Below are 21,270 nucleotides of genomic sequence, written 5' to 3' on the forward strand. Positions count from 1 at the left end.
AAGAATATGGGGGTTGAGTATGAGTAAATCTAGTAAAGCAGTAAAAAAATCGATGTTGTTATTGTTTGCTAGCCTCTTCATGGTTTCGGTAGCATTGACCGGCTGTGGAGACGAATCTAACAATAAGGCTGCATCAACGGAACCAAGTAAGTCACCAGACTCCGGTACTGAAGCTACATCCAAGGCTAGTACAGCACTAGATCACAGTAAATCGCTGACCATTACCGTTTTTGACAATGCAGCAAATTATCAAGGAGAGCAGAAAGGGTGGTATGGAAAGCTTATTAAGGATAAGTTCAATATCACATTGAACATTCTTGCTCCGCAGGTTGCTGGCGATCAGCTATACAAGACAAGATCGGCAGCAGGAAATTTGGGCGATCTCCTGATCGTCAATAACAATCAGTTGGAAGAATTAATTCCAGCCGGTCTGATTATGGACCTCACGGGTAAGATCAAAAATACCCAGAACCTGTCCAAATATGTGGACAATCATTTCAAACCTTTCAATGCAGCATTTCAAAAAGTAAATCCGGATGGCAAGATTTATGCTTTGCCGACTTTTGAGGCAGATACTTCACCAACGACATACTCGGAACAAATCCCTTACTCAAGCCCAATAATGCCTTGGGATTACTTCAAGGGAGTTGGGGCTCCCAAGCTGAACAATCTGGATGATCTTTTGAATGTACTGAAACAAATGCATGAGAAATATCCCAAGACTCCGGACGGTAAACCGATCGCTCCGATCACCTTGTGGAAGGATTGGGACAGCAGAGGCACTATGGAAAATGCACGCTGGTTGAGCAATTGGTACGGTTATGAGCAGCCAGAAGGAACCACGACCATCCAGTTGAATGCAAAAGGCGACATCGTTCCACTCATCGATGACAACAGTATGTACAAGAAAATTTTGCAATTCTATTTTAAAGCAAATCAGATGGGTTTGGTTGACCCTGACTCGCCAACCCAGGATTGGAACAAAGTATCGGAAAAGCTGACCAACAAGCAGGTACTCCTCTTGTGGTACTCATGGGAAACAGGTTTCTACAATACAATTGAAAGAGGTAAAAAGGGTGACGGGAATGTTGCTGTTCCGATCGCTGACACGCACATCATTCAGGCAAGCGATGCATATTACGGCAATGGAAGAGTATTTGCTATCGGTTCCAAAGCCAATGATCCCGATCGGATCATGGAATTCATGGATTGGCTGGCTTCTCCTGAAGGCCTGCGCTACTATGTGAATGGATTTGAAGGCTTCAACTACGAAAAGACGGCAGACGGCAAGTTTAAGCTAACCGAAGTGGGTCAAACCGCATTCCAGAAAAATACACCTGTTCCGGAAGAGTACGGAGGCGGCGGATACCAGGACGGACAAAGCAAGCTCAACACGATGATCATAAGCGATTTTGCCAAAGATCCAAAGACAGGGGAGTTCTATAACAGCAATTACTGGGCCTCAACAATTGAAGCGAACAAGACAGCGCTAACGACGGATTGGCAGAACACCTATAATGCAGAAAACGCAACAGATTACTACCTGAAACATAAGATGATCGATATCGTCCCCAATATCAATACAAGTTTAGGAAGCGATTCATCAGATATTAAAAACAAACGCAGCCAGATTTCTGACTATGTAAAGAACACATCCTGGAAAATGGTATTTGCAAAAAATCAAGCAGAGTTCGACAAGCTTTGGGAAATGATGAAGAAAGATGTGATAGGCCTCGGTTGGAATGATGTCTTTGCCTCGGATACGGAAAGAGCGCAAAAGATTATTAAAATGCGTGCCGATGCACTAGCTAAAAAGTAAAAATTATAATTTTATAATGAATGAGGGATATGTATGATCTTATATATCCCTCATTCATTTTCTGATTCTACATTTCGATGAACATCTAGTTTTCGATCTAGACAAGAGTGCCAAACGAGCCGTCGTTCCTTTGCTTCGTTGACTGTTCTCAAACAGCAATATATGCTAATAATTAATTGATGTTTTGTCATTTTTTTGATACTGGAGGATCATGATGACCAACATTTTCTATGTTGAGTATGATGCCGTGCACGCAAGCAATTTTGTGTTCGACATCCCTGAGGGCCATAACTGTTGGCTGCTCGTCGTGACCCATACACCTGCCCTGTTCTGGGTCAATGAAGAATTGAAGGAGTACCCAGCACACAGTGGAGTTTTATACCATCCCCATCAAAAAATTTATTACCGGGCCTGCGCGGAACAATATAAGAACGACTGGATTCGTTTCGAAACCAACGAATCGTACGTAACGGAAACCTCGCTTCCATTCGGAGTGCCATTTTCATTGAATGACCCTGAATACTGCCACAAAATATTCCAACTCCTTGTCAGCGAACACTCTTTTCAAAAAGATTATAAAGAATCATCCATTGACTGCTTACTGAGAACCCTGTTTAACAAGCTGCTGGAATCTTACTTTCAAGAAGTAATTACGCCCAAATACTACAACTTGTTATCGCTTCGGACCGCCATTTACAGTAATCCTAGCCAGGACTGGGCGGTTCCGAGAATGGCCGACTCTATCCGCATCAGTCCTGGGTATTTGCAGACAATTTACAAGAAGACTTTCGGGATTTCTTGTATGGATGACGTGATTACAAGCCGCATCCGCCAAGCCAAGGAATATTTGTTGCACGGCTCTCTATCCATCGCGGAGGTTGCTTTACGCTGCGGGTATAACAACGTGGAGCACTTCTGCCGTCAATTCAAGAAGATTACGGGCTATACACCAGGAAAGTTTCACAAGCAGATGGAAGGCGCGTCTGTTGAGAGGGCCGCCAAATCGTAACTTACACAACAAAACAGGAGACTCTTCGTCAAACGTCCTACGTGGTTGCATGAACCATTGAATCCCGAAACGGTGATCCCTGGACGAAGTCAGCATGGGGATCCATCCATGATGAAACTTCCTCCATCGCTAGGACCTCTGCATGTGTGCGGCTTCGAATCGAAGTCTCCGCAACATATCGTACCTGCGGCATTTGATTGGTTCGAATACAAGCCTGCTGATTATAAATAGAATACGATTGTAAAGTGAGGGAGCAATCATCATGAGTGAAGCACGTTTAGAGTACAAAGAAAGACTATTTTTTCGCTCCCCAGCCAAGCATTGGGACGAAGCATTTCCGATTGGCAACGGACGGTTGGGAGCTATGATTTTCGGAGGGCCATGCTCCGAACGATTGCAGCTTAATGAAGATTCCTTATGGTATGGAGGGCCGAGGGATCGGCATAACCCGGATGCTTTGGTACATCTTCCGGAAATTCGCCGCCTCATTTTTGAAGGGAAGCTCAAAGAAGCCGAGTCCCTCGCTTCGCTTGCCTTAACTGCGATCCCTGAAACCCAGCGTCATTATGTGCCGCTCGGCGATCTGTTTCTTCATTTCCAAACATTAGACGATAACCAAGTCATCGATTATGAACGGGAGCTCGATTTATCAGAAGCAGTGGTCAGTATTTCCTTTAAGGCGGGTAAGGTTCATTATCGTCGCAAGATCTTTGCGAGCTATCCGGACGGCGCGATTGTGATTCGATTGACGGCTGATACGCCCGGCCAAATTTCCTTTACGGCAAGAATGGGAAGGGAAAGGTTCCGATACGTAGACCATATCCGCACAGAAGAAGGTAATTCGATCATGATGAGCGGCAATAGTGGCGGAGGTGTTAACTATTGCGGTGTGTTGATGTGCAAACCAGAGGGAGGCCAAATGCGTACGATTGGGGAGCACTTGGTCGTGACCAATGCCGATGCCGTCACATTGGTCATTTCCGCCGCCACGGATTTTCGAGAGTCCGATCCTGAATCCGCATCGTTTGCAAATGCCAAGCGTGCTGTTTCACGGACGTATATCGATTTATTAACAGCCCACATTGAAGATTATTGTAAACTGTTTGAGCGGACGTCGTTAAGGCTTGATGCTGCATTCAAAGCTGTGGAACAAGACACCTCGAAACGATTGGAACGGATGAAAGCTGGAGCTGAAGACCCCGAACTTCTAGCTTTATATTTTCAGTATGGCCGTTATCTGCTTATTGCTTCAAGCAGACCAGGATCTTTACCTGCGAATTTGCAAGGGATTTGGAATAAGGATTTGTTGCCGGCCTGGGACAGCAAATTTACCATTAACATTAATGCGCAAATGAACTATTGGCCGGCTGAGATCTGCAATTTATCCGAATGCCATGAGCCTCTCTTTGAATTGATCGAACGGATGATTCCAAACGGTCGCCGAACCGCTCAAGTCATGTATGGGTGCGGTGGCAGTGCTGCCCATCATAATACTGATATTTGGGCGGATACCGCACCGCAGGATCTTTATCTACCCTCGACATATTGGCCCCTTGGTCTTGCATGGTTATGTCTGCATCTTTGGGAACATTATCAATTCGAACGGAATGAGACATTTCTGAAACGTGCTTACCCGATGATGAAAGAAGCAGCTGCTTTTCTTGTTGATTATATGGTCGAACTTCCGAGTGGAGTGCTTGTCACTTGCCCCTCTGTCTCACCTGAAAACACATATAGATTGCCGAATGGGGAAACGGGCGTGCTTTGCTATGGGCCATCCATGGATAGCCAGATTGCTCGCGAATTGTTTCTCGCATGTCTAGCGGCAGGTGAACAGTTAGAGACGGATATGGACTTCTTGACAACGCTTAAACTTACATTGGATAAGCTGCCACAGCCCCAGATTGGGCGTCAGGGACAAATACAGGAGTGGATTGAAGATTATGAGGAAGTGGAGCCAGGACATCGTCATATCTCACACTTGTTCGCTTTGCACCCGGGAACACAGATCACTCCAGAGAAGACACCAAGTCTAAGTGCTGCTGCTCGCCGGACACTTGAGAGACGACTTGCAAACGGAGGCGGACATACAGGTTGGAGTCGCGCATGGATTGTGAATTTTTGGGCTCGGCTGGGAGATGCGGAAGAAGCATACGAAAATGTAACTGCCCTTTTGACGCACTCCACATTGCCCAACCTTCTTGATAACCATCCGCCGTTTCAGATAGACGGCAATTTTGGCGGGACTGCGGGTATCGCGGAAATGCTGCTGCAAAGCCATGCTGATGCCATTCATTTGTTACCAGCTCTCCCTAATGCATGGTCCAATGGTGAAGTAACGGGGCTTCGCGCACGCGGTGCGGTAACGGTAGATATAGCATGGAAGGACGGTCAATTACAGCATGCTGATCTGAAGCCAGATTATAAAGGGGTGTATCGTATTCGTTGCAATCTGCCCATCCAATTATGGATTGAAGGGGAGATTTATGAGTCAACGCAACTCGACGCATCAACCTATTCGTTTGAGGCGGAGGCAGGGACTGCGGTTCATGTACTTGCTAAGGCCGAATCCAAGCCCGCGAATTGAGATTTATGAATGAAGTAAGGTTGACCGACAAATACTTTGCTTTCCGCAGAGAACTACCTGTGAAGAAACATATAAGATAGCAGCCGAAAATTTCTACCATTCTTACTGGGTTGGGGTAGCTATATTGCACAAGGAGAAGAACATCAGAAAGCCGTATGCGGGAAAACCGCTCGTGCGGTTTGATGAGGGGGGACAGGGGGACCTGCCCTCCACTCTTCAAACAGCGATAGTCTAGGACTTTATTTTCTCGTCCATGGCTGTCGCTGTTTCTTTTATTGGAGTCAGTCTAAATCTTATTTTATTGAAGGTTACCGATTTTGTAATTCTAATGTGTGTCTAGAATGTGGGTGCATAGACCAGGTTCCTGATTTCATTGTGTATGAATGTACATGGGGAGATGAGGACGGCGAGGAACCGAAGTTCTTTTGCCCAGAATGTAATGGAACGGTTGTAGGGAAATGCTCAATCATTGTCTTTCTTGACGAATGATTTAAATAGGCTCAAAATGTGTGGAGGCGGATCCTTGTTTAGGTGCAGAAGGACAACCTTGCTTGAAGTAAACAGCCAGTAGATGGGTTGACTTATTTAGTCGAACATTAGATTTACATGACTGTAATTCGTAGGGGTAAGACCTATATTCTGTGAATTGTAAGCGTATTCTTGAGAGGTATAATAAATAGTGTAAGTAAATAAGGGTTTGGCCTATAGGATCATGAATCTTCATGGAGACAATAAGGGAGGACTAGAAAATGGTTAAACAAGTAAAACGGCACACTTTAGCAGCATTGGTACCCGTTCTGGCACTAGGACTGACACTATCAGCCTGCAGCAACTCGAAGGATGATGATGCTGCGAATAGCACCGCATCACCTAGCGGTAGTCAGACAAGTCCGGCAGCAACGAAAAACGACACGATCAAGCCAGTTACATTATCTGTGTTCATTGGTGGCCCTGGTCAACAGCCGACTCCTGACAACAAGATCTACAAGATGATTAAAGATAAAACTGGCGTTAGCCTAAAAATGGAGTTTCTTGTCGGTGACCTGCAGCAGAAGATGGGCGTTATGATTGCCGGCGGTGATTATGCGGATATTATGTCCGGGGATGATAAACTAATTGCGGCCGGTGCTTTTATTCCCCTCGAGGACCTGATTGACAAGTACGCACCGAATTTGAAGAAGCACTATGCCTCCGTGTTGAATCAGGCCAAGGATCCTGCAAGCGGTCACCTTTATGCTCTGCCAGCTTACGGCGTGTTCAGTGGTCAAGTTAACGATACTGCGTATGGAGGACCAGGCTTTTACCTGCAAAAGGATGTCCTGAAGGAAATGGGTTATCCAACTCCTAAAACGTTGGACGATTATTTCGATATCATTGCAAAATACAAAGCGAAACATCCAGATATGATCGGATTCGAGACGTTGAGCTTCGACTGGAGAAACTTCCCGCTGCTTAATCCGCCAGAGCATTTAGCTGGTTACCCAAATGACGGTGGTGTTATCGTCGATAACGGGAAAGCGCAAATTTTTGCGGACAAGGATATTGCCAAGACCTATTACAAGAAGCTGAATGAGATCAATGCGCAAGGCTTGATGGATAGGGAAGCACTGGTACAGAACTACGATCAGTACTTAGCTAAAATTGCCAGTGGCCGCGTCATTGGGATGTTCGACCAGCAATGGAACTTTAACGATGGAGAAAATTCTTTGAGATCACAAGGTAAATTCGGCAGCACATACGTAGGGTTCCCGCTCTTATATCCAGGCGCCACAGAGCACTACCGTGACCGTCCAGTTTTGAACATCAACCGCGGATTCGGGATTTCGACGAAAGCCAAGGATCCGGTTCAAATCATCAAATTCCTTGACACACTAATGACCGAAGATTGGCAGAAGACACTCCAATGGGGTATTCAAGGCGAGGATTATGAGGTGAAGGATGGCAAGTTCTACCGTACGCCTGAACAGCGTGCGAAAGCAGACGATAATACATGGAAGCTAGCGAATAAAGCGGAAGCGTTCTTGGGTGGCCTGCCTAAGATGCAAGGGTCGTATAGTGACGGAAATGCAACAGATCCGGGATCACAGCCACAGGAATTCTTCGACAGCTTGAAGCCGCAGGATCAGGAAGTGCTGAAGGCATACAACCATAAGACATGGGCAGAGTTCTTCAAATCACCTGTGGAAAATTTCATATACTACCCAGCATGGAGCATTGATCTGGTGGATGGTTCACCAGCCAAAGTGGCCAATACGAAGCTGAACGACCTTGCCATAAAATATTTGCCGAAAGCTATTATGGCCAAACCGGATGACTTTGAAGGTGTATGGAAGGAATATGTGGATCAGATTTCCAAAAGCAATTTCAAAGCCTACGAAGATCGTATCAATGAACAAATTAACTGGCGTATTCAGAATTGGAGCAGCAAATAAGAAAATAGAACATGTAGTAGAGTGGGGGAGACTCAGGGTCTTCTCCGCTTTACTTCCTAGGAGGGAATGTCGATGGCCGAGACCATACTGTCCAAAAGACCAACGAAAAAGCAAAAAATTGATCCGGAAATCGGCGTCGGTTTAAGTTGGAAGACGCTCAAAAATCAGAAGCAGTTAATGCTGATGTCGTTTCCCATCGTGATTTATATTCTGATTTTCAATTATGTACCGATTTGGGGCTGGTTGATGGCGTTCCAGAATTATCGTCCGGCTTTGAAATTTTCCAAACAGCAGTGGGTGGGGTTGAAGCAGTTTAAATTTCTCTTTCAAGATGATACGTTCTTGACCGTGCTTCGCAACACGCTTGCTATGAGTATGATCAATTTGGTTCTTAGCTTTGCAACAGCCATTATTTTAGCTCTATTACTGAATGAAATTAAAGTTCGTTTCTGGAAACGGTCCATCCAAACGATTTCTTATCTGCCTCATTTTCTGTCATGGATCATTGCTGCGGGTATTGTATCGACTTCGCTATCCGTCGACGATGGTATCATTAATCAGTTGTTGATGAAGCTGCACCTCATTAATGAACCTGTGATGTGGCTTAGTCAGGGTAAATATTTTTGGGGGATTGTGGGCTTGTCTAATGTGTGGAAAGAGGTGGGATGGAATACCATCATTTACCTTGCAGCTATCACCTCGATTGATCCGTCGCTGTATGAGTCCGCTGGGATCGACGGTGCAAACCGTTACCAGAAGATCCTTTACGTCACACTGCCTGGGATCAAGTCGACATTTATCATTCTATTAATCATGAACATCGGACATATTCTGGATGCAGGCTTTGAAATTCAGTACCTGCTCGGCAATGGATTGGTCGTCGACTGGTCGCAAACGATTGATATTTTCGTTCTAAAGTACGGGATTGCTCAAGGCAACTATTCGCTGGCCACTGCGGCAGGTATTTTCAAAACAGTTGTAAGCATAATCCTTATTCTAATTGCAAATTCTACCGCCAAGCGCCTTGGTGAAGAGCGGTTGATATAAAGGAGAGATGACGATGGGAACAACGACTGCGCGCAGAATTCGGATGGAGCCGATTCTGTTCCATACGATTAACGGCATCTTCATGCTCGTTCTTGCTATAGTAACATTATATCCGTTCCTTCATACACTAACGATTTCATTCAATGAGGGCAATGATGCGCTTCGGGGAGGCATCTATATATGGCCTCGTTCATGGTCATTGCAAAATTATAAGGCGATTTTCCTTTCCGGTACGATTTACCATGCAGCGTGGATTTCAGTCGCTCGTACGATTACAATGACGGTGATAGGTGTATTCCTTACCACCATGTTAGCGTATACACTAGCACAGCCCCACTATATTTTTCGTAAAATCATCGGTTTAATTTTTGTGTTGACGATGTATTTTAATGCAGGACTTATTCCTAACTACTTTCTGATCAAAAGCCTGGGGCTTCTGAATAACTTCTGGGTGTATGTGCTCCCAGGAATGGTGAATGCTTTTAATCTCATTGTCATTCGGACGTATATTCGAACGCTTCCATCAGGCTTGGTTGAGTCTGCGAAAATGGACGGAGCCGGTGATTTCACCATATTTATACGCATCATATTCCCGCTGTGTACGCCTGTACTAGCGACCATCGCCTTGTTTATTGCAGTTGGCTCTTGGAATTCCTGGTTCGATACGTTCCTGTATGCTTCGTCTGATTTGAAGCTGAGTACACTTCAGTACGAAATGATGAAGCTGCTTGGATCAACGATGAGCAGCAACAACGATCCCGGTCTGATGGCAGGGGCAAACACAAATCAAACGAAGGCCATGGTTACGCCTTCTTCCATACGTTCGGCGATCACGATTGTGGCGGCGGTTCCGATTCTATTCGTGTATCCTTTCCTGCAAAAGTATTTTATCGTCGGCATGAACCTTGGAAGCGTCAAAGAGTAAGAAGTAATAAACCATGATGATAATCATTTCCCGTTTCAGCTCGGAGCTGGGACGGTTTTTGCTTTATTTAGGTCGAACCTTTCCTTTATAATAGACATATCTATTCCCTGAAATGAGGTGTTTCCCATGTTAAGGGTCATGTTTGCTGATGACGAGCCCTACATGCTAGAGGGATTGCGGTCAATGATGGATTGGAATAGGCTAGGCTTTGAAATATGCGGGGAAGCGTCGGATGGCGAAGACGCATTAGCCATGATGGCATCGACCCTGCCTCATTTGGTGCTGACGGATGTTCGAATGCCTGTCATAGATGGTTTGGAATTGATTGAACAAGCTTCCTGCCTATATCCTGAAATGAAATTTATTATTTTGAGCGGATACGCGGATTTCGAATATGCCAAAAGAGCTATGCGACATGGTGTGGCCAATTATTTGATGAAGCCTTTAATTGAAGCAGAGCTTATAGCTGCGGTTGAAGCGGTCGCGAATACGATCCAGGAGCGTGAAGCTCACAGCCAGTACGAAAGCGCTGCCTTGGGTTGCTTACGTTTGGAAACGATTTCAAGGTTATTGCAGGGAGAAATCAGGCAGAAATGGATTGAGCAAGCGAATGCCTTGTTAGATCTTCATGAATGTTCAAGCTTCCGCTGCATCTTACTTGAACCTGACGTTCAGGCTCATGTCCAATCGGACCTGATACAGGTTATTGTGGATAGGATCAAGCTTCCTCAAGCGACTTTACTTCCATTTGGGGTAGGCAAAGAACGACATGGATTCTTGTTGGTCTCGGGGCCAGGGGAGCGCGATCTTTCTTCCGAAATGATTACAGAGCTAATTGCCAGTGTACGAAATAACTGGGGCAGAGCGCTCTCGTTTTCGGTAAGCGGCGAACACAAGGGACTGCATGCGTTAAAAGAAGCATTCCGTGAGGGACTTTTGGCCGAAATGTGCAAGTTCCCTTCTGGAACTGAAGGGGTTTACATCTATCAAGGAGAGTGGTCAGCGGAGACGCTGCCTGCCTTTGTTGGAATGACGGAATCCATCCTAGCTGCCGTCGGGAGTGGGTGTCCAGAAACGGTGCGAGCCCACGTGAACTACTTATTCATCGCTCTTTCGAGGCAGTCCGTCTCCGGATCTTGGCTGAGCGCTTATTTAGGCAACATTAAGCTCGAAATTCTTAAGGTTGTTACCCAATCCGGAGGTGAGCATGTGTGGGCCCCGGATTGGTTCACTTCATACGTGCCAACGGATCTTGGCCTCTTGGAACGCAAGGTCATGCGGGAATTCCTGCAAGCTGCAGAGTGGATTGGCCAGAAGAAAGGCATAGGGCAAGATGCGGTCATATCCGCAGCGGAAGACTACGTCAAATCGCATTTCAGCGAAAAGCTGCAACTCCAGCATGTCGCAGAGCATTTTCGGCTGAATCCGGCCTACTTTGGCCAAAGGTTCAAGAAACAAGTTGGCCTCACCTTCAATGAATATTTACATGTCGTACGAATTGACGAGGCCAAAAAATTACTTCGTCGTGAAGAACTGAAAATATCCGATGTCGCTAATCGTGTCGGCTACTCAGATTCTGAACAGTTCGTAACCAAGTTCAAGGCACTTACCGGCCTGTTACCCTCTGCCTACAAAAAGAGATGACCTACAACTGACAAGGAGATCGCATATGAGCCGGAGATGGAAGCTGTTAAGTATAGTTAATGATATTCCGCTGAAGTTCAAGTTTCTGATCATTTACTTGATGTGTGTGCTGCTTCCCATTTTGTGTATAAACGGTTTATTTTACATGCAGGATAGCAAAAACACGGAACGTAGAGAGATGGACAACTTACGAATTTCCCTGAATCGGGTCGGAAGTGAAATCATGCAAATGGTGAACGAAGGTGTCGTGATTGGCAACGCCGTAGCCGCTGACCGTGTCTTTAATGAAATGCTTGAATATACGTACTCGGATAATGTCGCCTATTACGAAGAATACGATCGTTACCTCCGAGATAAATTGGGTCAGTATCCGAATATTTACCCATATATATCTTGGATTGGCGTGTATACCTCTAACCCAACGCTATCCAATGGTGGAAGTTACTTTGTGCTTAAGCCCAGTGATCTGCAGAGTAAATGGTACCAGAAGATGAACGAAAAGAAAGATAAGGTGACAGTGACCGCTTATTTGGATACGAATCCCATGAATCCCGAGGAGAAATTGGTATATGTCAGCATTAGTCGGAAGCTGGACAATTTCCCTGACCTTATGGCATTCTCCAAATATCTGCGCATCGATATTCGGATGGATAAGCTGCTGGAGCTGTTTGATAAAGAACACGATTACTTGCAAATCAAGCTCGTGGATGAGGAAAATCAGCTTGTTCTGGAATCAGCAGGTACGTTTAAAGGTGTTGACCCTCTGTTGCAGATCCTGCCTGTATCTGGCGATAATCAGCTGGCAGGCTTACCTGGGAATAGCTTTGTCAGTCCTCTCAGTACCGCCAGTTACGTGCTTAACTGGCGGCTGATCGGGATTCCGGAGGGAAGTCGAATCGCGGAGGAGAGGAAAGGGGTTATCCACTTTTTTATATGGCTGACACTCATCTCTACGATTATTCCGACGATATTGATTTATATCATCATGCATTCCTTTAATTTCCGGGTAAGAAAGCTCTCCAAACATATGCAATTGGTGAAAAACGAGAGGTTTGAACCCATCACGATGTATGAAGGGAAAGATGAGATCGGCAATCTTCTTCGCAGCTTTAATTTGATGACAGAGAAAATACGCAATTTAATCAATGACGTGTACAAGCTCGAGATTCAAAAAAAAGATTTGGAGCTCGAACGCGTTCAGGCAGAGCTGAATTATTTGCAAAGTCAGGTAGATCCTCATTTCCTGTTCAATACGTTAAACGCGATTCTCGTAGTCTGTAAGAAATGTCGCTATGAGCATGTGACGGAAATCATACAAAACTTGTCCCAAATTCTGAGAAGGCTGCTAAGCTGGAAAGAGGACTTGGTAACCGTAGAAGAAGAGTTAAGCTTTACCGAAATGTACCTCCAGATCGAGAAATTCCGATTCCAAGATCGGTTTCACTATGAATTGTCCGTTGACGAATCTGTTCTAGCGTATCGGATCCCAAAGATGAGTATTCAATCGCTCGTAGAGAACTCTTGCAAGCATGGTCTTCAATCGGTTAAAGGGAATCGCAGGATTCGAATATCTGTAGAGCGAGCAGGAATGAACTTGCTCATGAAGGTCGAAGATAACGGAATTGGTATGGACAGTGCGAAGCTGGATGAGATTGTTCAGAGTCTATTTAAGGGAGAAGACAACGGCAAGAACATCGGACTTCGCAATGTGTACCGCCGCTTAAATCTGTTTTACGCAGAACGTTCTCTGTTTCATATTGAAAGTATCCCCTTCGAGAAGACAAGCGTTACAATACAAATCCCTCTGAGTTTAATCAAGAACCAGGAGGAGGCCCGTGGACATGTATAAGGTTATTTTTGCTGATGACGAGCCTTTCGCCTTGGAAGGAATAAGGCTTATGGTCGAGTGGGAAGAGCTTGGCTTTGAAATCGTGGGTATGTTCGAGAACGGCGAAGAAGCATTGGCCTGCATTGAAGCCTGCAAGCCCGATCTCGTGGTGACGGATATTAGGATGCCGGTGATCGACGGATTAGAATTGATTGAAAGGGTGCAAAAGGCAGGCAGTGATCCGGTATTCATTATTTTAAGCGGCTACAACGATTTCGAGTACGCTCGATCTGCCTTGAGGTATGGGGTTAAGCATTATTTGCTTAAACCAGCTTTAGATAGGGAATGGGATGCTATCATCCAACTTGTTATTCAGGAGCTGCAGCACCGAGAACAGCAAAAGGTACGAAATGACCTTGTTGCTAATCGTCTTGTACCGACTATGCTTGCTCAGATACTTCGGGGAGAAATTTCGGCAACGGACGAGAACGTAGGTGAGATACTGAATCCTTTGGTACTAGGAGATCAGGGCTGGAGGTATATCCATTTCGAATGGTTGAGCGGCACAGAGCAGGAACTGGATGCGAGGTACTTACAGTCGCAGAAAGTCTATCCCATTGATTTATTTGGGAATCAGGAGGGGCTTGTCATGCCGTCTGTCCCTGATATCAAGGAGTGGGCTCAACATGTATATGAAGATCTTCGTCAGCGGGGTATCGAATGTTGTCTTTCGATAGGACCACGGGTTGACTCCCTCCGTCATATTGCAGATTCGTATGCAGGTGCTCTAGAGGCATCAGTGCATCATTTCTTTCATGTATCAGGTGGTCCACTCGATTACGAAACGATTCATCACAGGCAAATTAGCTATGATCTCAATGCGGTATCTATCGTAGACGACATTCACATTGCGATCGAGGCGCTTCAGGAGAAACGGGTTTGCGAGCTGATTAAACAAATGTTTGTGATGCTGTCTGCTAACAAAACGGCTCGGGAAGTCGTCCATTTGTTGGTCATCCGCATTGTTCTGAAGAGCGCTGCCGTCATTCGGGAGATGGGCATCGATTCAGAGGCTCTGCCTCGTGTTCGCGATTTTTTGAGAAGGGAGCATCGTTCCTTAAAAGAAGTGGAGGAATCCCTGCAGGTATATATGCAGCAGTATTTGAGCCAGTTGAAGCAGCATAAAGACAAATTCTCGGGCCATCCCCTTCGGGTTATTGAGCGTTATATCCAAGAACATTATCGGGAAACGCTAACGATTAAAGATATCGGAGAACGGTTCTTTATGAATCCGGTTTACTTAGGCCAAGCGTTCATGAAGAGGTGCGGCGTAGGCATAATTGAGTATATTCATGACCTGCGCATTCATGAGGCGAAGCGAATGCTCTGTGAATCGGATGAAACGATTCGCGTGATCGCGGAGCAGATCGGATACGCTAACTATCATCATTTCCTCAAAGAGTTTGAAAAACGTGTGTCCGACAAGCCCGCCGTGTATAGACAATTAAGCAAAGCCTAAAAGAATAGGGAGTGAATCCTACATTCTGTGCCGCTTCTACGAAGGACGTGTATTTCTTTTCTAAGAGATACACGTCTATTTGCGTAGATAAGAAAGTATAAGTTTTATTACACTTCGCTTCATCAGTCTTGACAAACACGCTCGTCCTAGAAGGACGACGGAGTCGTTTATCCTTGTCAGCTTCTTCAATTCGCCTAATGATGAAAGTCGATTAGGGGACACATAAAGACTGCTTCGAGCAGCGTGTCGGAGAGGGGAAACCGTTCGTCTCGTCTCGACGGGGTCCGCCTATGCGGAATCGCTCGTCCGCTGCGACCAATTGATGTAGTGACTCATTTAGGCATCAAAAATTGCAGTCGCTCTGCACGAAAGGGTGGTTTTCCGCTGCCACAGGGGCAGCAGGGAAAAACGTCGTGCGATACGAACTTCAACGAAGCGCAAAATAGCTTTTGTAGAATGGCTGCATGTATACATCCTTTTTACCTCTTATTTAGCTCGTTAAATAAAATGCCTGCAAAAATACACTTTTTCGCAGCTACTTCTCAGGTACAAGCAGAAATGCTGCAATAATACTGTATATTTGCAGGAATTCCTCCCTAATCGTCGGATTCGATTGAAAACTCTGCACTTATGCAGGCTTTTTCAGTAGATAAGCGTATAAGGTTTATTACACTTCGCGTCATCAGTCTTGACAAACGCGCTCGTCCTAGAAGGACGACGGAGTTGGTTATCCTTGTATGAGTGTGACTGGAAACATCGCATCCAATTTTTAATGCTTTTTAAGAATAGGGGGGAGAGACCTTTAATCTGTGAATGGTAAGTGTATTCAGATTCTATATCATATAACATAGATGGCCTGTTTAAACAGGATATGATGAGGAGGCTTGCCAATCCATGAACAACAAGGTACCGAACTTGCACGATGCTTTTAACGGAATATTCAGAATCGGGGCGGCCGTTAGCACGAAGACCATCCGATCCGAGGGGGATTTCATCGCCCGTCATTATAACAGCATTACCGCGGAGAACCAGATGAAGTTCGAGGAGATCCATCCTGAGGAAGGGCGGTATGCGTTTGAGGCGGCGGATGAAATAATGGATTTCGCTATGCGGAACGGGATTGCCGTCCGGGGGCATACGATGGTCTGGCATAATCAAACCTCCGATTGGGTGTTTGAAAGCCCTTCCGGCGGTCCAGCCAGCAGAGAACTGGTTCTCTTACGGATGCAGGAGCATATCCGTACGGTAGCCAGTCGTTACAAGGGGAGGGTTTATGCGTGGGACGTGGTCAATGAGGCGATCGAAGATAAGGCGGAACTGGTGATGCGAAGTACCAAATGGTTGGAGATTCTCGGTGAGGATTATATCCGCTATGCCTTCGAGGCAGCACATGAAGCCGATCCGAATGCGCTTCTCTTCTATAACGACTACAACGAGACAGAGCCGGTCAAGCGGGAGAAGATTTATAATCTCGTCCGTTCCTTGAAGGAGAAGGGGGTTCCGATCCACGGAATCGGCATGCAGGGACATTGGAACATCCATGGTCCTTCCTTGGATGAAATCCGGCAAGCGATCGAGCTTTACGCATCCCTCGATCTGGAGCTTCACATCACTGAGTTGGATCTTTCCATGTTCCACTTTGACGATAGACGGACCGATCTGACGGTGCCCACCGAGCAAATGGTGGAGCTGCAGCAGCAGCGGTACGAGGAAATCTTCGGACTTTTTAAGGAATATCGGGATGTCATTACGTCGGTAACGTTCTGGGGAGCGGCTGACAACTATACCTGGTTGGACAACTTCCCAGTTCGGGGCCGAAAGAATTGGCCGTTTCTGTTCGATGGGAAATTTCAACCTAAACAAGCATTCTGGCGTGTAATCGGATAAGCCATTTTGGATCTGGAGCGTCATCGCCGCTCCGGGGGCCAAGGCTAGGGCTAAGAGCTTGTGACGGTCAGTCGGCTGTCGGAATTAGGCAAGTCAGAGCAGTAAGTCATCGACAAAGGGGTCGTCCCGTAGGTCAATTTATGACCTTTTGGGACGATTTCTTTTTATTAGTAAGAGGACTAATTTTTAATACATTCTACGCCATAATTGAGGGGGGATTATTCTTTATTTTGAGTATGTGAAGCCAATTACCTAAGTTGTAAAATGAAATTGGAATAGATTGTAAGCGATTTCAAGAAAGAGGAGGATGCTTGTGAGAAAGAAAATGAATGTATGGGTGGCAATCGTGCTGCTGTTTGGGATGATCGCTCCCCAGCTGTTAGCGCCTTTGGAGGCAGCAGCCAACGGATCGGTGGTTTTGTCCCAAAGCTTTGAAGATGGCCAAACAGGCGGCTGGGCAAAGGTGCCTTGGATGGGGGACGGAAACGTTGCCATAACGTCTGCAACATATTCCGAAGGATCCAAGTCCTTGGCGATGACGAACCGTGCTGCAAGTAACAGCAGCCCGTTCTTGGATTTGACTTCGTTGACGAAACCTGACCATACGTACGATTTATCGCTGAAGCTTAAACTCGGAGCAGGAACCGACACCTTTCATATCGCTTCTAATGTCGCCGCCGCCTCGCTGACTAACCAATATCCTTGGTTGGTAGGGGATAAATCGGTTAAATCCACAGAATGGACCACCTTTGAATTGAAGGGGTACCAGCTCCCGAGCGATACCACGGGGTTCAAAATATGGGTTGAGTCGAATAATTCCACCACGACGGAGGATCTCTATATCGATGAAGTGTCGCTAACGGACGTCACGTCGATTGATCAACCGGGGATCCAATCTACTTTTGAAAACGGGCAGGGGGAATGGGTACGTAGGAACGGATCCGGCAATATCGGCATCTCGTCGGTTGACAATCACACCGTCGGCGGCTCCACGAGCTTGCTGACCATGGTAACAGAGCAATATGACAGACCTTTGCTTAACGTCCTGGGGGATATGTCTGTGGGCAACAAATACAATTTGTCCGCATGGGTAAAAATGGCTTCGGGGCAGTCCCCCACTGTATTGCGGCTCTCTGTACAAAGCGGTGACAGTTCTTATGCCAATGTTTCATCTAACGTGACGGTGACATCTGATCAATGGGTACAGTTGACCGGCACGTTCACATTAACAAGCACCCCGACTGTTTTGAATGCATACGTGGAAGTAGCCGACAAGTATAGCGATGCAAGATCCTTCTATATGGACGATTTCGATTTGTCCAATGTGGGCCGAGTAGCCGGACCACTGCCAATTCAAACGGATATGGATCATTTGAAGGACGTCTATGCAGACAACTTCAAGATCGGTGCTGCGGTGACTGGCGACCAGCTTACTTCCGATGTTCACACACTTCTGGACTATCACTACAGTTCCATCGTCGCCGAGAACGCCACAAAGCCGGGCTCTCTGGAACCGACAGAAGGGCAATGGAACTGGACGGAAGCAGACAAGACTGCACAGTATGCCAAGGATCACAATATGAATTTCCGGTTGCATACTCTTGTTTGGCATTCACAGGCTGCGGAATGGATGTTTAAGGACGCCCAGGGCCAGCCGCTTGCAGCAACACCGGAGAATAAACAGCTGGTGCTGGACCGTCTCACGACTCATATCCAAACTGTTGCGCGTCACTTCACTGTCATGGATGTACCGATCAATGCCATCGACGTCGTCAACGAAGTCATCGACCCAGGACAGCGGGACGGCATGCGGAAGAGCGAGTGGTACAATCTGACTGGCCTGGACTTTATCCGAACAGCTTTCACAGTTGCTCGGCAAGAGTTCCCGAACTCTAAGCTGTATATTAACGATTATGGTACGCAGGATCCGGTCAAACGCGATTTCTTGTTTAATTTGGTAACGAAGCTGAGAAAAGAGGGAATTCCGATTGACGGTGTAGGCCATCAAACGCACATCAGCATCGGCGGCCCCTCTATCGAACAAATCTCCGATTCTATCCGGAAATTCGGAGAAGCCGGCTTCGACAATCAGATCACAGAGCTTGATGTTTCTGTTTATACGGATAGCTCCACAACCAGCTTTGACGAGAACATGCTTATTAAACAAGGGTACCGCTACAAACAACTGTTCCAAGAGCTGGTTCGACTGGACAACGAGGGCAAACATGCCGACCCGAACACTCCAGCATATAATCCTGACGGATGGATCAGCAATGTGACTCTATGGGGGATTACAGACGATCATACCTGGCTGGACAACTTCAATAATATCATCCGTAAAGATGCCCCACTTCCGTTTGACGTGAAGCATCAAGCGAAATACGCGTATTGGGGAATGATCGAAGCAGTAAAGACGGTAACGCCTACTCATCTTCCCATCACTCCAGAAACAGCACTCACAGCTCAAGGCACACCTGTAAACGCTTCAGATTCGGTTTGGAATACGATTCCGGCAATCAAGACCCAACAAGCAGGTACGCTGCAGGTTCAAGTGAAAACGTTGTGGGACGACCATAACCTATATGCCCGTGTAGCGGTCAAAGACAGTACCAAAACCGTAACGGATAAAATCGATCTCTTCGTAGATAACAGTGGAATCCAGAAGTATACATTCGCACGAAATGATGCTCATATTACGGAAACCACCGACGGTTATGTACTGCAAGCATCGATCCCACTGGCAGGCACCTTAGGCAAGCAAGTGAAGTTTGACGTAAGAGTGACCGACATGGGAACTAATGACGGTACGGAGCATGGCAGCAACGGCGTCATCGTTTCCTGGAGCGATCCAAGGAACGTCCGAGACAGCGATACAGCAGGTTACGGGGTCTTGACTTATATCGATACTACCAAGGCGGGAAAAGCTGTTTACGGAACCCCCATCATCGACGGTGAATTGGACAGCACGTGGGCGAACGCACCGGTTTATTCCACCGATGTCATGGTAGAACAACATAACAACGCAGTGGCCAAAGCTCAAATCCGTACGATGTGGGATGAACATAACCTTTATGTTTATGCCGTCGTGCAAGATAGCAAATTGAACGATGCTAACGCGAACCCATGGGAGCAGGATTCGATTGAAATCTTCGTTGACCAAAACAACGGAAAGACGGATAGCTACCAAATCGACGACGGCCAATACCGAATCAACTTCAAGAACGTGAAGACCGTTGGCGGTCATGCAACCCAAGACAACTATACATCGGCCACCAAACTCATTGATGGAAGCTACGCTGTAGAAACGGTAATCGCGCTGGATACAATCACTCCTACTGCAGGAACCATGATCGGATTCGACCTCCAAGTCAATAATGCTCAGGACAGTGGAAGCCGGGAAAGCGTATTTTCATGGAACGACCCGACAGGTCAATCCTATCAGAACACCTCGAGATTCGGCGTTCTGACGCTTGAGCCGAAGCCTACACAGTCCCAGATCGGTTATACCTCGACCCCCACATCGGACGGATCCACTAAAGTGGACGACCAAAAGGGCGGCAAGGTGGAACAAAATGGGGTGACCATTGATTTGCCGGCCGGAGCCATTGGCAAAGACATTGTCGTAGTCGTCAAAAAACTGAGCGATCCCTCAAAGCTGAATACCGATCCGAATTTGAAGCTGGCCGGGGATGTGTACGAGATTACCAAGGACGTGGAAGGACCGTTCCAAAAACCAGTCACTATTACCCTTCCGTTTAATACTAGCTTGTTGGATGTTAAGCATGAGGTGGCACTGTACTGGTACAATGAAGAAATCGGTAAGTGGATCAAGCTGGACGACATTAAGGTCGACCGGGAGAAAGGCACCGTTTCCGGCAGTGTGACGCACTTCACCAAGTTTGCGGTATTGGCGGCAGAAAAGTCAGCACCTGTCGAGGTTCCGGCCTTAGCTGATATTAAAGGACACTGGGCGGAAGCAGGCATCCAATCCCTTGTGAAGGCCGGTGTGATCGACGGTTACCAAGACGGTTCATTCCGACCTGAAGCAGCCGTAACAAGAGCCGAGTTCTTATCTATGATCGTCAAAGCTTTCCACCTGACGGCAACTGGAAGCGCCGGTTTTGCCGATACCGGCAGCCATTGGGAGAAGGAAGCCATTACAATCACATCCACACTGGGGATCGTGGATGGCTATGAGGACGGAACTTTCGGCCCGGATGACAACATCACCCGGGAACAAATGGCCGTAATCCTTGCACGTGCTGCTCATTTGGCACCTGCCAACAGTGGACTGGAATATAAGGACAGCGGCGACGTCTCCGTCTGGGCCCAAGGACTGCTTGCGGCTTTGACAGCCAAGGGTGATCTGAACGGCTACGAAGACGGTACGCTAAAGCCGAAAGCTTTCAGCACCCGCGCAGAAGCGGCGGTTATCATCATTAGAATTTTGGATGCTCAACAGGTGCAATAAAGCCAGCAAGGAATAGAAGGAAGGCTGTCCGCACGTGGATTTCATGTGCGGCAGCTTTGTTTTGGGGTGGAAAAAATATATATCCGAAGGGACAATAATGAA

General features: G+C 46.6%; 12 protein-coding genes. All 12 read left to right on the forward strand.

The genetic code is table 11. The features are described 5' to 3' along the window. Positions 1-19 precede the first annotated feature (19 nt). The 12 genes from G519_RS0102605 (at position 20) to G519_RS41470 (ending at position 21,168) form a co-directional block, all read left to right on the forward strand. Positions 20-1,819 carry a type 2 periplasmic-binding domain-containing protein gene (locus G519_RS0102605; RefSeq protein ID WP_036631863.1) on the forward strand — a complete coding sequence of 600 codons (1,800 nt, stop codon included), beginning with the start codon at positions 20-22 and terminating at the stop codon, positions 1,817-1,819. Positions 1,820-2,030: 211 nt separating this feature from the next. Beyond that, the gene (locus tag G519_RS0102610; RefSeq protein ID WP_244279985.1) at positions 2,031-2,828 is read left to right on the forward strand and encodes a helix-turn-helix transcriptional regulator; all 798 of its coding nucleotides are present in this window, start codon (positions 2,031-2,033) and stop codon (positions 2,826-2,828) included. Between the two features lie 108 nt (positions 2,829-2,936). Next, positions 2,937-3,059, forward strand: coding sequence for a hypothetical protein (locus G519_RS52850; protein WP_268633493.1), 123 nt, complete (start codon positions 2,937-2,939; stop codon positions 3,057-3,059). Positions 3,060-3,090: 31 nt separating this feature from the next. Continuing rightward, the gene (locus tag G519_RS0102620; RefSeq protein ID WP_029193349.1) at positions 3,091-5,415 is read left to right on the forward strand and encodes a glycoside hydrolase family 95 protein; all 2,325 of its coding nucleotides are present in this window, start codon (positions 3,091-3,093) and stop codon (positions 5,413-5,415) included. A gap of 749 nt (positions 5,416-6,164) precedes the next feature. Beyond that, the gene (locus tag G519_RS0102625; protein ID WP_029193350.1) at positions 6,165-7,847 is read left to right on the forward strand and encodes an ABC transporter substrate-binding protein; all 1,683 of its coding nucleotides are present in this window, start codon (positions 6,165-6,167) and stop codon (positions 7,845-7,847) included. A gap of 72 nt (positions 7,848-7,919) precedes the next feature. After that, entirely contained in the window at positions 7,920-8,894 is a 975-nt protein-coding gene (locus G519_RS0102630; protein ID WP_029193351.1) for an ABC transporter permease, read from the forward strand. A gap of 13 nt (positions 8,895-8,907) precedes the next feature. Beyond that, a complete protein-coding gene (locus G519_RS0102635; RefSeq protein ID WP_029193352.1) occupies positions 8,908-9,819 on the forward strand; it encodes a carbohydrate ABC transporter permease in 912 nt (303 codons plus the stop codon). A 126-nt stretch (positions 9,820-9,945) separates the two neighbouring features. Continuing rightward, positions 9,946-11,463 (forward strand): response regulator transcription factor, encoded by a 1,518-nt coding sequence (locus G519_RS0102640; protein WP_029193353.1) that lies wholly within the window; start codon positions 9,946-9,948, stop codon positions 11,461-11,463. A 25-nt stretch (positions 11,464-11,488) separates the two neighbouring features. Continuing rightward, positions 11,489-13,312 (forward strand): sensor histidine kinase, encoded by a 1,824-nt coding sequence (locus G519_RS0102645; protein WP_029193354.1) that lies wholly within the window; start codon positions 11,489-11,491, stop codon positions 13,310-13,312. Further along, a complete protein-coding gene (locus G519_RS0102650) occupies positions 13,305-14,810 on the forward strand; it encodes a response regulator transcription factor (RefSeq protein WP_029193355.1) in 1,506 nt (501 codons plus the stop codon). The genes G519_RS0102645 and G519_RS0102650 overlap by 8 nt, the downstream gene beginning before the upstream one ends. 894 nt (positions 14,811-15,704) lie before the next feature. Further along, entirely contained in the window at positions 15,705-16,697 is a 993-nt protein-coding gene (locus G519_RS0102655; RefSeq protein WP_029193356.1) for an endo-1,4-beta-xylanase, read from the forward strand. Between the two features lie 313 nt (positions 16,698-17,010). Beyond that, entirely contained in the window at positions 17,011-21,168 is a 4,158-nt protein-coding gene (locus tag G519_RS41470; protein ID WP_051253019.1) for an endo-1,4-beta-xylanase, read from the forward strand. Positions 21,169-21,270: the final 102 nt, after the last annotated feature.

The organism is Paenibacillus alginolyticus DSM 5050 = NBRC 15375, from assembly GCF_000422905.1.
Classification (GTDB): domain Bacteria; phylum Bacillota; class Bacilli; order Paenibacillales; family NBRC-103111; genus Paenibacillus_E; species Paenibacillus_E alginolyticus.

Excerpts from the sequence above, each read along its gene's own strand:
- G519_RS0102605 (WP_036631863.1), top strand. The coding sequence starts at position 20 with ATGAGTAAATCTAGTAAAGCAGTAAAAAAATCGATGTTGTTATTGTTT.
- G519_RS0102610 (WP_244279985.1), top strand. The coding sequence starts at position 2,031 with ATGATGACCAACATTTTCTATGTTGAGTATGATGCCGTGCACGCAAGC.
- G519_RS52850 (WP_268633493.1), top strand. The coding sequence starts at position 2,937 with ATGATGAAACTTCCTCCATCGCTAGGACCTCTGCATGTGTGCGGCTTC.
- G519_RS0102620 (WP_029193349.1), top strand. The coding sequence starts at position 3,091 with ATGAGTGAAGCACGTTTAGAGTACAAAGAAAGACTATTTTTTCGCTCC.
- G519_RS0102625 (WP_029193350.1), top strand. The coding sequence starts at position 6,165 with ATGGTTAAACAAGTAAAACGGCACACTTTAGCAGCATTGGTACCCGTT.
- G519_RS0102630 (WP_029193351.1), top strand. The coding sequence starts at position 7,920 with ATGGCCGAGACCATACTGTCCAAAAGACCAACGAAAAAGCAAAAAATT.
- G519_RS0102635 (WP_029193352.1), top strand. The coding sequence starts at position 8,908 with ATGGGAACAACGACTGCGCGCAGAATTCGGATGGAGCCGATTCTGTTC.
- G519_RS0102640 (WP_029193353.1), top strand. The coding sequence starts at position 9,946 with ATGTTAAGGGTCATGTTTGCTGATGACGAGCCCTACATGCTAGAGGGA.
- G519_RS0102645 (WP_029193354.1), top strand. The coding sequence starts at position 11,489 with ATGAGCCGGAGATGGAAGCTGTTAAGTATAGTTAATGATATTCCGCTG.
- G519_RS0102650 (WP_029193355.1), top strand. The coding sequence starts at position 13,305 with ATGTATAAGGTTATTTTTGCTGATGACGAGCCTTTCGCCTTGGAAGGA.
- G519_RS0102655 (WP_029193356.1), top strand. The coding sequence starts at position 15,705 with ATGAACAACAAGGTACCGAACTTGCACGATGCTTTTAACGGAATATTC.